Source organism: Streptomyces sp. NPDC090108 (assembly GCF_044747185.1).
Lineage (GTDB): Bacteria > Actinomycetota > Actinomycetes > Streptomycetales > Streptomycetaceae > Streptomyces.
Window position 1 is genome coordinate 761971 of record NZ_JBIVDQ010000003.1, and the last position, 12756, is coordinate 774726.

The 12756-nt window shown below is 69.8% G+C and carries 11 protein-coding genes; 7 read left to right on the forward strand and 4 right to left on the reverse strand.

Annotation, left to right across the window (positions count from 1 at the left end; genetic code table 11):
- The first annotated feature begins 54 nt into the window (after window positions 1–54).
- The 5 genes from ACIPRD_RS13555 to ACIPRD_RS13575 all read left to right on the forward strand — a co-directional run bounded on the left by ACIPRD_RS13555 (window position 55) and on the right by ACIPRD_RS13575 (window position 4441).
- Entirely contained in the window at window positions 55–549 is a 495-nt protein-coding gene (locus tag ACIPRD_RS13555) for a (2Fe-2S)-binding protein (protein WP_401562788.1), read from the forward strand.
- Window positions 546–821, forward strand: coding sequence for a hypothetical protein (locus tag ACIPRD_RS13560; protein ID WP_401562790.1), 276 nt, complete (start codon window positions 546–548; stop codon window positions 819–821). The genes ACIPRD_RS13555 and ACIPRD_RS13560 overlap by 4 nt, the downstream gene beginning before the upstream one ends.
- Entirely contained in the window at window positions 818–1678 is an 861-nt protein-coding gene (locus ACIPRD_RS13565; protein WP_401562791.1) for an FAD binding domain-containing protein, read from the forward strand. The genes ACIPRD_RS13560 and ACIPRD_RS13565 overlap by 4 nt, the downstream gene beginning before the upstream one ends.
- Before the next feature lie 93 nt (window positions 1679–1771).
- The gene (locus ACIPRD_RS13570) at window positions 1772–2992 is read left to right on the forward strand and encodes a serine hydrolase domain-containing protein (RefSeq protein WP_401562793.1); all 1221 of its coding nucleotides are present in this window, start codon (window positions 1772–1774) and stop codon (window positions 2990–2992) included.
- Between the two features lie 66 nt (window positions 2993–3058).
- The gene (locus tag ACIPRD_RS13575; RefSeq protein WP_401562795.1) at window positions 3059–4441 is read left to right on the forward strand and encodes a condensation domain-containing protein; all 1383 of its coding nucleotides are present in this window, start codon (window positions 3059–3061) and stop codon (window positions 4439–4441) included.
- A 154-nt stretch (window positions 4442–4595) separates the two neighbouring features.
- Here the strand turns inward: ACIPRD_RS13575 and ACIPRD_RS13580 are convergent, their stop codons facing one another.
- Window positions 4596–5444 carry a TauD/TfdA family dioxygenase gene (locus ACIPRD_RS13580; protein WP_401562797.1) on the reverse strand — a complete coding sequence of 283 codons (849 nt, stop codon included), beginning with the start codon at window positions 5442–5444 and terminating at the stop codon, window positions 4596–4598.
- A gap of 609 nt (window positions 5445–6053) precedes the next feature.
- Between ACIPRD_RS13580 and ACIPRD_RS13585 the strand changes: the two genes are divergently transcribed.
- Both ACIPRD_RS13585 and ACIPRD_RS13590 read left to right on the forward strand, forming a co-directional pair.
- Window positions 6054–7364 (forward strand): hypothetical protein, encoded by a 1311-nt coding sequence (locus ACIPRD_RS13585; RefSeq protein ID WP_401562799.1) that lies wholly within the window; start codon window positions 6054–6056, stop codon window positions 7362–7364.
- Window positions 7365–7505: 141 nt separating this feature from the next.
- Window positions 7506–8021 carry a hypothetical protein gene (locus ACIPRD_RS13590; RefSeq protein ID WP_356401317.1) on the forward strand — a complete coding sequence of 172 codons (516 nt, stop codon included), beginning with the start codon at window positions 7506–7508 and terminating at the stop codon, window positions 8019–8021.
- Window positions 8022–8145: 124 nt separating this feature from the next.
- On the opposite strand, the gene ACIPRD_RS13595 is transcribed toward ACIPRD_RS13590, so the two are convergent.
- Genes ACIPRD_RS13595 through ACIPRD_RS13605 form a run of 3 tightly spaced genes read right to left on the reverse strand, consistent with a single transcriptional unit; the run spans window position 8146 to window position 12745 of the window.
- Window positions 8146–9936, reverse strand: coding sequence for an ABC transporter ATP-binding protein (locus ACIPRD_RS13595; RefSeq protein ID WP_401562801.1), 1791 nt, complete (start codon window positions 9934–9936; stop codon window positions 8146–8148).
- A complete protein-coding gene (locus tag ACIPRD_RS13600; RefSeq protein WP_401562803.1) occupies window positions 9933–11765 on the reverse strand; it encodes an ABC transporter ATP-binding protein in 1833 nt (610 codons plus the stop codon). Before ACIPRD_RS13600 ends, ACIPRD_RS13595 begins: the two co-directional genes overlap by 4 nt.
- Before the next feature lie 23 nt (window positions 11766–11788).
- Window positions 11789–12745 carry a Gfo/Idh/MocA family protein gene (locus tag ACIPRD_RS13605; RefSeq protein ID WP_401562805.1) on the reverse strand — a complete coding sequence of 319 codons (957 nt, stop codon included), beginning with the start codon at window positions 12743–12745 and terminating at the stop codon, window positions 11789–11791.
- Window positions 12746–12756: the final 11 nt, after the last annotated feature.

The following is a 12756-nucleotide window of genomic DNA, read 5'->3' on the forward strand; positions in this document are numbered from 1 at the left end:
GTGGCGCGCGTCCTACCCCATCGGCGGCGCTCACCCATCCCCGAGGGAGGGCACATGAACCGCATATCCGTGAACGTGAACGGCACGGTGTACGAGGACGAGGTGGAACCCCGGCTCCTGCTCGTTCACCATCTACGGGACCGGCTGGGCCTGACCGGCATCCAGATCGGCTGTGACACCGGCAACTGCGGGGCGTGCACCGTCGATCTGGACGGGATGAGCGCCAAGAGCTGCTTGGTCCTGGCGGTCCAGGCGGACGGGTGCGAGGTGACCACCGTCCAGGGGCTCGCCCAGGACTGCGCACAGCACCCGCTCCAGCGGTCCTTCCACGAGCAGCACGCCGTGCAGTGCGGCTACTGCACTCACGGCATGATCATGGCAGCCCGCGATCTGCTGCGGCACAACCCCGACCCCGGCCCACAGGAGATCCGGCACGCGCTGAAGGGCAACCTCTGCCGCTGTACCGGCTACCAGAACATCGTCAAGGCCGTGCGCGCCGCGGCGCCCGGCCGGGAAGCGTCCGCCTGCGTGGAGGAGTCGCGGACGTGACCACCATGAAGCCCACCACGCGGGCGGGTCGCACGGAGGACATCCGCGTCCCCTCCGTGCCGGACCTGCCGGAGTTCACGGTGGTGGACGCGCCGCGTCCGCCGGGCATGAGCGACGTGCCGATGCTCTGTGGTCCGCACCGGCTCCAGCGGGCGCTGCGCGAGGCGCGTGGTGGGGGCGGCGCGGCGAGCGGCGGCCCGGGTGGTCCGGCACGCGGCTCCGCCGCTCAGGACCACACGCAGGACCCTGCGGACCAGAAGGGAGCGGCATGATCCCCGCGGCGTTCGACTACGCCCGCCCGACGACCGTCGAGGAGGCCGTCCGTGTGCTGGCCGAGGGCGGCGAGGGGGCGAAGGTGCTGGCCGGCGGCCAGAGCCTGCTGCCGATGATGCGCTTGCGGCGCGCCGTGCCGAAGTCGGTGGTCGACGTGGGCCGCGTGCCGCAGCTGCGCGGCGTCCGGGAGGAGGCCGGCCGGCTCGTCATCGGCGCCATGACCACCCACCACGACGTCCTCCACGACACGCTGGTCCGACGTCACGCCCCGCTGCTGGCCGCCGCGACGGAGACGGTCGGTGACCCCGCCGTACGCCACCGCGGCACTCTCGGCGGCTCCGTCGCCCATGCCGACCCGGCCGGCGACCTGCCCTCGGTGGTGCTGGCGCTGGACGGCGAGCTGGTGGCGGAGGGCCCGCGCGGGCGGCGCACCATCCCGGCGGCCGAGTTCTTCGTCGGCTGCCTGAGGACCGCTCTGGAGCCCGACGAACTGCTCGTCGAGATCCGGATACCCGAGCTGGGGGCGGACTGGGGCTTCCACTACGAGAAGTTCCAGTTCTCGGCGCAGGCCTCCACCGTGGTCGGCGTGGCCGTGGCGGTACGCCGTGAGAACGGCGGTATCGCCGAGGCGCGGATCGGACTGACGAACATGGGCGCCACGCCTCTGCGGGCATCCGCGGCCGAGGCGGCCCTGGCGGGTGCGGACGCCACCGCGGGCAGCGTGGCGCGGGCCGCCGAGGCCATGGCCGAGGGCACCTCGCCGACGTCCGGTCCGGGTGTCTCCCCCGAGTACCGGGCGCACCTGGCACGGGTGTTGGGGTGCCGCGCCGTCCTCGCCGCAGCCAGGACGCGGTGACGGGGCTGGAACCGCGCGCGGCGGCCCTCTCACGTCGGTCACATGACAGAGCAGCACAAGCGCAGATGAACAGCGACGAGCAAGGAGGAGGAAGTGGCCAAAGGTGGTCTTTCCTCGGCACGGCTGACCCGTGTGGGAGATGTCCTCAGGCGCCACGTCGATGCCGGCCTCGGCCCGGGCGCCATTGCCGTGGTCGCCCGCCACGGCGAGATCCACGTCGAGGCAGTGGGCTGTCTCGCCTTCGAGGGACCGGGCTCGCGGACACCGATGGCCGCCGACACGGTCTGCCGCATCGCATCGTGGACGAAGCAGATCGTCGCCGCCTGCGTGATGACGCTCGTCGAGGACGGCACGCTCCGCCTCGACGACCCGGTGGACGCGCTCCTCCCGGAACTGGCGGACATGACCGTGCTCGCCGATCCGAACGGGCCACTGGACGACACCGTCCCGGCGAAACGTCCGGTCACGCTGCGGGATCTGCTCACCTGCCGCCTCGGCACCGGCACGGTCCTCGCCGAACCGGGAACGGTCCCGATCTCCGACGCGCTGAACGCGCTCGAGCACGGGGCAGGCCCGGGCGATCCCCCGCCGTCGCCGGACGAGTGGATCCGCCGCCTGGGCACGCTGCCGCTCGTCCACCAGCCCGGTGAGCGCTGGATGTACAACATCGCCCCCATCGCGCTCGGCGTACTCGTCGCCCGCGCCACCGGCATGTCTCTCGGGGACGCCCTGCGCGAGCGGATCTGCGAGCCGCTCGGGATGAAGGACACCGCCCTCAGCGTGGGCGGCGAGAGCGTCGGCCGGCTGGCGACCGCGTACACGCGCGACGACGCCACCGGCGCGCTCGTCGTCGAGGACGGCCCCGACGGGCTCTGGAAACGCCCACCGGCGTTCAAGGCGGCCGGAAGCGGACTCGTCTCGACCCCCGCCGACTTCCTCGCCTTCACCTCCGCCCTGCTCGCCGGCGGCACCCACCGCGGCAGACGGGTCCTCTCGCGGTCGTCGGTGACGCTGATGACGACCGACCACCTGACGCCAGCGCAGAAGGCGGTCTCCACGTTCGTCTGGCCGCCGGGGTACTTCGAGGAGCTGGGCAACCTCGGCTGGGGTTTCGGGGTGGGGATCAACACCCGACGCACGCCCCTCGGCCCCTCGGCCGGGAGCTACGGCTGGTACGGCAAGTACGGCACCGCCTGGTTCAACGACCCCGCCGAGGGGATGACGACGATGCTCATCCTCCAGTTCACGGAGGCGTGGGGGCTGCCGATCTTCCGCCGCTTCTGGAGGGCCGCCTACCAGGCGATCGACGACTGACCGTGGCCCGCGGACATTCCGTCGATGAAGCCCGAGAGACCACACGCCCGACTGAAGTTCCTCTGCATGGGATTCTTGATGACATATCACGAAATTCGTTTCACCGGGAATCGGACAGGCGACGCTCCGCTCACCTGGGGGCAGCAATGCATCTGGGACGAGGCGAAATGGTTCGCCCCTCATCACGAACACTTCAACCTGAAGGCCGTCATCGAGGTTCCGGAGGGCGTCGGCCTGCCGGGAGTTCTCGGCGCCCTGCGGGACTTCATCGAGGATCGCGAATCCCTTCGGACCACATACCCGACAGACTCGCAGGGCGTGCCGTACCAGCACGTTCCGATGGGCGGTTCCCTCAGCGTGGTCGAGGAGTCCTTCCCGGCCGAGGAGGCTCGTTCAGCTGCTCGCGCCCTCGCCGAACGGCTCCAGGGGACCCCGTTCTCGCTCGACGAGTTCCCCGTCCGGGCCGGCATCATCGCGAGCGGATCCAGCCCACGGTTCCTGATCCTCGTCATATTCCACCTGGCCGCGGACATATGGGACATGAGGAATGTCGTGAGCGAGATGAAGCAGCTGCTGGCATCTCCCGACGGAGCGCGGGGCACGGTCACCGCAAGGGATCACCCTTTTGATGAGGCCCAGCGTGCGCAGGAACCCAGGGGGCGGGCAGTCTCCGAGCGGGCGTTGAAACATTGGAGAGCGCAGTTGGCCCATGCTCCGGTGGACATGCTCGCCGGGCGCGCCGCCACCCCGGAGTCGTCGCGTTTCCAGGAGATCTATATCGGATCCGAGGCGCTGTCCATCGCGATCCACGCCCTGGCCCGTCGCCTGCGCGTTACTCCGACAGTTGTCTTTCTGGCTGTCGCATCGATAGCGATGGGCGATCTGGGCGGCCAGTCCAGAGCATTCTTTCTGCTCGGCTGCCACAATCGCTTCACCGCCAGGGACAGAATGGCCACCGGCACGGTTTCCCAGGACAGTCCGGTGACCGTCGACCTGTCCGGGGGCGATTTTCGAAAAGTTGTACAGAGGGTTTGGAGTGCCGGCTTGTCGGCGTACGCGTCGGCCAAATGGGACCCGACCGCGGTGGCGGCTGCCGTCGAAGAGGCCGAGCGGCAACGCGGGGAACGCGTCGATCTGTCCTGCAACGTCAACGTGGATCTGGAAGCCGGCGCGGGTGCGGCGGAGCCGGAGAGCCCGGCCGGTGCGGAGTTCGTACAGGAATTGCGGCATCGGACTCGGATCGTCAAGGAGCTCGGGACGTCGCAGGACCGGACCGGACGGAGATTCTTCTTGAGGGCCAGCACCTATTCGAAGGAAATCATCGTGTCGCTGAGGGCAGACACGACGGTGCTCTCCAGCAGCGACATCGTGAAGTTCCTCGAGGACATGGAGGAGCTGGCCGTACGGGAGTACGAGGCAGGACGTGCGGCACCGGCCGCGGACGGGTGAGCGGATCGGCGGCGAAGCCGAGGACGCCCGGCCTGGCCGCCCGGTCATGAGCCGATGCGCCGGCGGCCAGGGCGGCGGATGTGCGCCGCCCTGGCCGGGACGAGCCGGGCGCACGGTCGGCTCCGTTGCCGTGCCGCCGGGTCCGACGCCGGTCCTACACGCCACTCACCGCCGGAACCCCACCGGGAGCCCGGCGGTAGAGACCGCGCACCAGATGCCGCGGCTGCTCGGGATCGCTGACGAAATCCTCGCGGGCGTGCGACAGCCGGTCGTTGCGGATGATCAGGCACTGCCCGGCACCGAGCCGGATCGGCGCGCAGTACCGCGGCTCCTTGACCGCTGCCCGGAAATAGGACAACGCACGGTCCAGCTCGGCCTCTTCACCGACCGGTGCGTGCCATCGCTCCGTCCTTCCGTCGGAGTACCGGGTCATGAGCAGACCGCTGTCGTCGTAGGCGAAGGCCGCGGCGTGCACGCTGCCGCGCACATCCGGAATCGTGGCGAGGCGCTCCAGCACCCCCTCCCCCAGGAGCACCTTCGCCGCGGCGGGATCCTGCTCCCTCAGGGCCATGAACACGGCCGACGCGTTGAAGACGATCGTCCGGCCGCCTTCGACCGCTGGTCGTACGCAGTAGAGCATCGAGGACCGGATGGCACCCACCGGGTCGAACAGCCCGTCCACATGGAACGGCTGCGCCTGGTCGGAGCCGAAGCCCGGGTGGTTGCTGTCGGCCCGCGGCACGATGTCGGCGTAGACGTACGGCTTCGAATCGGCCCTGCGGCGGTACATCAGGGGGATGTACGGCTCCCCGAGGTCCAACCAGTCCGCAAGGGTCTCCAATGCCTGGGTCGACGGGGTGAGTTCGGTCGGTTCCATGACAGCGAAACCGAAGCGTTCGAGTTGATCGGCCACCGCGGCGCCGTCCTGCGGACCTGCCACGCGGATGATCCGAGTGGCGTCGCTGTCGGTGTAGTCCACGGTGTACAGCGTGCTGTTCGGCATGATCGGCCCTCCGGATTCAGAAGTTCGCCTCGCCGGCCGGACGTCTGCGCGGTCCCTCTGGGCCGGATGCCGGTCGTGCGGTGGTACACCCGCTCCGCGTCGTCCGGATGAATGACCTGTGCCCGCACGTGCCGGAGCAACTCGGCCGTGGGCACATCGAGAATGGATTACGCGCGGCTTTCGTGCGCTCGAAGTTGCCGGGTGCACGTGGAAATGCCGCCGAAAGGCGGTTGGTTCATGGAGCCGTCGGCCGGTGTCCGCTCACATGCGGAGCAAGACTTCCAAGATCGTAGGCTCGGCCTTCCACCCGGTCAAGGCCCGCCTTGAACGGGGTCTCCGAACCGGGAAGGACGCCTCCCGCGTTTCAGAGCAAGTGAGCACGCGGTGATCGTCGATCATCACTCTTGACAGTCGACATAGGCCCTGAGTACTTTCCGATCACTGTCGACTGATCCTCCGGATCGTTCCACTCGTTCGTCCCGGATGGGACATTCTATTCACTCGTCAGGGCGCTCTGATATTCCACAGGAAAGCGCCTCTGTACTGAGAAGTCAGAAATGGCCGGCAGGGTCCATCCAAGTGCTGTCGGCCGTCCCAGGCCGCTCTGTGATGCGGGGTAACGTGTCTGCAAGTAGAAATGCCGTCCCTGACGCCGAGTCACGCGAAGAGTGTGCTCGTGATCTCTACGACCTGGCCCGACGTCTGCGCGTCGGCCATGAGCACAGCCGGGCCGGACTGAACCTGGTTCCGAGCGAGAACCGGCTCTCGCCCCTGGCGCAGATGCCGCTGCAACTCGATTTCTACAACCGGTACTTTTTCAACGAGGACCACGATCCGGGATTCTGGCAGTTCCGCGGCGGCGAGGGCATCGCGGACATCGAGACGGATGTGGCGCACAGCAGTCTGTCCGCGCTGGCCGACGCTCCGTTCGTCAATCTGCGCCCGGTCTCCGGGCTGAGCGCGATGATCATCGCGATCTCGGGCTTGGGCGGCGCGACGGGCAGCACCGTGGTCTGCGTCGCTCCCGAGAGCGGCGGCCACTACGCCACCGCGAGTGTGATCCGGCGCTTCGGCTACCTCCCCGCCACGGTCGCGGTGGAGGCCGGCGCCGTGGATCTCGACGGTCTGCGGCAGATCCTCGCCTCGCAGAAGGTCTCCCTGGTCTACCTGGACCTGCAGAACAGTCTTCACCTGCTGGACGTCGCCGCTGTCGCAGCCTGCCTCGCCGAGCACAGCCCGGACACACTGCTGCACGTCGACGCCAGCCACACGCTCGGCCTCGTCCTCGGCGGAGTGGTGCCCAACCCGCTCGACCTGGGGGCGACGTCCTGGGGAGGCTCCACACACAAGAGCTTCCCCGGACCGCACAAGGGTGTGCTGTTCACCCGGCTGCCGCACGTGCGCCGGCTCATCAAGGACGCGCAGTTCGTGCTGCTCAGCAGTCACCACTTCGCCGCGACGCTGTCCCTGGGCCTGGCCGCACGCGAGTTCCAGCACTTCGGTCCCGCCTACGCCCGCCAGGTCGTCATCAACGCCCGACGACTCGGTGCGGAGCTGTCCGAGCGGGGTTTCGAGGTGGCGCGGAGCGGCGACGGGATCACCGACAACCATCAGATCTGGGTCGACGTCGGCGACGAAGGCACCACCAACAAGCTCTCGGCCGCCCTGGCCGAAGCCGGCGTCCGGGTCAACATCCTGCCGGACATGCCGGGCTTCTCGCGGCCCGTCTTCCGGCTGGGCGCCAACGAGGTGACGTTCGAGGGCGCCTCCGAGACGTCGATGGGCCTGATCGCCGAGGCGTTCGAGGCTGCCCGGGACGGCGCGGTCGACAGTGCGGCCAAGACGGCTGTGGAGGCCCGCCGTTCGTTCGGGGACCCCTATTTCTTCCCGGACCCGGAAGCGTCTTCGGCAGACCGCTAGGACATCCGGCGGCCGAGGCCGGCCAAGGGCGGCAGCCTCGCGACGCCCTGCGACCACCACTCCGGCGCGGCCCGCCGGGGCGTCCCCCGCACCCGGCCGCCTGCGTCACCTGACCCAGGGCCCCATCCAGGGAGAGAAGCATTGCGGATCATCGAGGGAACACCAGAGGAGATCTCGGAGTACCTGCGGCGCACCGAGCGAGCAGCGAAACCCGAGGAACGGCCGGACCCGGTGGAGCAGGAGGGCAGCCCGCACCCGTGGTCCGACATCGAGAGATACGTCTATTACAGCCGAGGGATGGAACAGGACACGACCCGTCGCATCGTGGCGTACCTGAAGGGCGTGGCCGCCATCCCCCGCGTCCACATCCAGCCCGGCCTCACCCGGGACGGTGACGGCTTCGGCAACGTCGTCCTGATTCTGGACTCGGCCAACCGGCACCTGGCGCCCGTGGCGAGCCTCGACGCGACCTATGGGGTGCTGAGGCTGAGGCTGAGCCCCCATGAGATGAAGGAGGTCGGTGACGGCCTGCCCATCGACATCCTCGACGTACCCACCGACAGCCAGGACACGGTGGAGTGCCCGCTGGTCCGGGACGAAGCCGTCGAGCTGGCCCTGAAACTGACCACGCTGGCGCTTCGGACACCGCGCCCGTGACCGACCTCGGACGCGCCCCCGTACGCGCCCCTCGCTCTCGGCGGCGCGTGCACGACCCCGCGTAGGGATCACCGGGCGCGGTGAGGCGTCCGCCCGTGGACCAGCACGCGAGACGGCCGGCCGGTCAGGCACTGTAGGCCGCCGCCTGGATGCCGTACAGGTCGGCGTAACGGCCTCCGTCGAGAGCGCTCAGCTCGGCGTGGGTGCCGGACTCGACCAGTCGGCCCCCCTCGAGAACGAGGATGAGGTCGGCGCCGGTCACCGTGGAGAAACGGTGCGAGACGATCACGGTGATCGCCCCGGTGTGCTCGGCGAGTCGACGTGCGCGTTCCATCTGGCGCCGGAAGATGGCGTGCTCGCTGGGGGCATCGAGGGACGCGGTGGGCTCGTCCAGGACGAACAGCAGAGGATCGTCCCGCATGACGGCACGCGCGAGCGCGACCCGCTGCCACTGGCCCTCGGAGAGGTCGACGCCGCCGAGTTCGCGCCCGAGCCGGGTGTCCATGCCCTGGGGCAGCCGCTCCACGAGAGCCGTGGCGTCCGCGTCCCGCACCGCGCGTGTGACGCGTTCGCGGTCGTTCAGGTGCGGCAGGTCGCCAAGGCCGACGCCCTCGGCGAAGGTGGTCTCCAGGCGTCCGAAGTCCTGGAACGCGGCGCTGATGCGCGAGCGCCAGCCGGTGGTGTCGAGACCGGCGAGGTCCGCGCCCTCGACGGTGATCCGGCCCTCGTCCGGCCGGTAGAACTTGGCGAGGAGCTTGACCAGGGTGGTCTTGCCCGATCCGTACTCCCCGACGATCGCGACCACGGTCCCCGCGGGGATGCGGACGCTGATGTCGTCGAGGGCGAGGCGGTCCGTGCCGGGGTAGCGGTAGGAGACGTGCTCGAAGTCGATGCCCTTGTCCAGCCGGGCGGGGGCGGGGGCGGTACCGGCCGTGCGGGCCGCCTCTGCGGCGGCGTACTCCCGCAGCCAGAAGTACGACTCGATGGCCGTCCTCGTCGCGAGCGTGCTCGACGTGCGGCCGACCACCTGCTGCACGGTCTGCCGCAGGCCGGACGCAACGGTGACGGCCATCACCACGTCGCCCGCGGTGCCTCGGCCGTGCGCCGCCTGGTAGGAGACCAGGGCGAGCGCTCCGACGAACCCGCCTGCGAACACCGCCCAGCCCCCGAACTTCCACCCCGCGGCGCGCACCCGTGCCCGGTAGCGCAAGTGCGTCGCTTCGTCCCAGGCCGCGGCCTGCCTGCGGGCGATCTCCTCGCCGGCGCCCGCCACGCGGATGTCCTTGCCACTGTCGGCGCGGCTGCCGAGCTGGAAGAGGTGGCGCTGCAGCCGGAACACCTCGGCGGTCGCCGTCTCGGTGACCACCACAGCCTGCTTTCCGCGGTGATCGAACCACAGCGGGAGCGCGGCGAAGGGCAGCAGGAGCAGCAGCCAAGGGGTGACGGTACCCAGGATCAGGAGCATGACGCCCAGTTGCAGTCCTGAGCGTACGGCCAGAACCATCTGCCACAGGCTCATGGATATCTGCCAGCTGTTGGTGCGCGCTCCCTCCAGTCTGTCCAGGAAGTCGGTGCGCTCCAAGTGGTCCAGACCCTCGATCCCGGCGATCCACCCTTGGATCCGCGGACGCAGCTCTACGCCCGTCTTGTCCAGCAGCAGTTGGAACAGGTCCCACATCGTCTGCTGGAACGTCACGCTCACGCCGTAGCAGACGGCCGCGCCGCAGGCCGCCGCCACGGCCGTGCCCAACGTGCCGTGGACGCCGGCGTCGACCACTGACCGCAGCGACACGGCGATGCCGGCGGCGGCGGCGATGGTCAAGGCGCAGACACCGAACATCGCGGCCGTGGCGGCCGGAGCCCGCCGCCAGGACGTCCTCAGCATCTCGGCCCACAGAGCCAGGTAGCGTCTCACAGCAGTTCGCCCTCCTCGATCGCGTGCCGGTAACCCTGCTGGAAGCGCTCCGCCTGGATCGCGAACATCCTGGCGTAGCTGCCGTTGGATGCGATCAGTTCGTCGTGGGTGCCGGATTCGGTGATCCGGCCGCCGTCGAGCAACACGATCCGATCGGCCTGACGCACCGTCGACAGGCGGTGCGAGATCAGCACGACACCGGCCTCGTCGCGCTGTTCGGCCAGCCGCTGGAAGACGTCGAACTCGGTCCGGACGTCCAGGTGGGCGGTCGGCTCGTCGAGCACGAGAAGCTCCGCGCCCGTACGCAGCGCGTACAGCGCGCGGGTCAGCACCACCTGCTGCCACTGGCCGCCGGACAGATCCACGCCGCCGGTGCGCGAGCGTGCCAGCGGCGTCTCCCAGCCGTTCGGAAGGCGGTCGAGAACCGGTCGCAGTCCTGCGTCCCGGGCCGCCGTCTCCAGCACGGTCGGGTCCGGTACGACGCCGGGGCGGCCGAGAGTGACATTGTCGGCGGCTGACAGTTCGTACTTGGCGAAGTCCTGGAAGACGACGGATATCCGCTCCCGCCAGGCTTCGGCCCCCAGCTCGGACAGGTCCTGGCCGTCGCCGACGAGGATGCGCCCGCTGGTCGGCTCGTACAGTCCGGCGAGCAGTTTGATGAGAGTCGACTTGCCTGCCCCGTTGAGCCCGACGATGGCCAGCAGCTCGCCGGGGCGGATCTCCAGGTCGACTCCGTCGAGCACGGCATGTGTCGTTCCCGGGTAGGTGAAGCCGACCTGCTCGAAACGGACCGGGCCGGAGGGGACGGTACGGGCCGGGCCTGCGGGAAGCGCACGCCGGCGGTCCCTCCCGAGCAGCTCGGCCAACTCGTCGTACGCCTTGAGGGCTTCGAGCCCCGCCAGCCGGGTCAGGGCGCTGTCGCCCGACCCCACCATCGTGAACAGCGCCGCGCCGGCCGTCACCACCGCGGTCTCCGTCGCGACCGAGCCCCGCCCGTTCACCGTGCCCGCCGCCACAGCCGTGATCGCGATCAGCAAAGGGGGTGCCACCAGCAGAGGCATCCACAACTGACCCCGGATATGGCGCTTCCACATGGCGAACATGGGCTCGCTGCGGGCCAACTGGTACGACAGCAGCCTCCGCACCGCCCAGTCGCCGAAACCGAAGACCCGCAGGTCCTTGCCCACTCCTGCCGAGGCGAGCATGTCCTGCCAGCGGTCCGCCTTCAGGAGCTCATCGAGCTGGGCCCGCCAGAGCCGGATGAACTCCAGTCGCTGGCGGTAGCGCAGCCGGACACAGACCAGCGAGGGGATCAGCAGCAACGGCACCAGCCACCAGGCGAACTGAGCGACCACGAGGCAGGCCGCGGCGACCCCCAGGGCGTCCGCCGCCTGATCAAGCTCCGCCAGGGCGGCCTGTCCCGGCGTGCGCTGCGTGTACTCGTCGGGATCCGCCTTGGCCTGCCGGATCAGGTGCTGCGCGGCGGGCTGCTCCAGCAGGTCGATGGTCGGGCTGCTCGCCACCAAGCGGGTCACCGCCGCGCGATGCGCCCCGTCGATCCGCTGCTGCGCCAGATAGGCCAAGGGCTCCACCACGGTCTGCGCGGCATGACTCACGAGCAGCACCGCACCGAACGCCGCCAGCGGCAACAACACGGTACCGAGACCCCGGGCGCCGTCCAGCGCCGTCACCCGGTTCACGAGCAGTCCCACCGCCATGGCGGTGGCCGCCGGAACCAGCCTCTCTGCCAGCCGGATCACGGTGATGACAGCCGTGATGCCTCTTCCCGCCGACCACAGCACCCGCAGCAGACGAAGCGTGTTTCCCATACGTGGTGTCCTCTCGCTACCGGTCATCCTTGAGGGAGCGATGCCGCTCGCGTGAGACGAGCGAGCGCGCGGGCGTCGCTGAGCAGGGAGGCGTCGAAGTCCCGTGAGCCCCCCTTCGCCGCGGCGAGGACCTCGGACAGGAACACCCGCATGCTGTCGGCGGGTTCCACGGTGTGCACGTACACCTGGTCGCCGGCCTGGACCCGCAGGTCGACCGCCGTCCCCGGCGGTGCGGAGAAGGGCCTGTCGACCTCGATCGTGAACCCCTTTCCCATCAGCCGGACCGTGTTCTGGTAGGCGGTCGTGAAACCGAACTGGCCGACGACGGTCCGGCCGCCCGGGTATCCCGCGAGCATGCTGTACGACGTCTCGAGCGCGTCGGCGGTGCGATCGCCCACGATGACGTCGATCCGCTCGGGCTCCGCGCCCCACAGCACCCGCCCCAGGGACACCGCGTAGGGGCCGGTGTCCAGCAGTGCCCCGCCACCCCTGGCCCGGTCGTACCGCCAGTCGTCGGGCGGCACGGGGGGAGTGAAGAGGGCCAGCGCCTTGGTGACCTCGGCGTCCAGGTCGGCGAGGACCGACCTGACCGCCGCGAACAGCGGGTGGAACGAGTAGCAGGTGGCCTCGGCGACGACCAGCGATGAGGACCCGGCCAGCGACACCATCTCCGCGGCGGTGTCCGGGTCCGGCAAGCCCGGTTTGTCGACCACCACATGGTGCCCGTGGTCGAGCGCGCGGCGAACCACCCGCGCGTGGTCGCTGTTGACCAGCGAGACGTAGACGAGGCCGGGGCGAGCGACGCTCAGCGCCTCGCGCCAGTCGGTGTACACCGTGCCCGCCTTCGCGACGTGCCCGAGGGTCTCGGCGTCGGCGTGCGCGCTGACGACGTTGATCCTCTCGATCTCGGGGATGGACGCGGCGGCCGGCAGCACGCGCCGCCGGGCGAAACGCGACATGCCGATCAGTAGTAGTTCCATGGCCTCGGGGG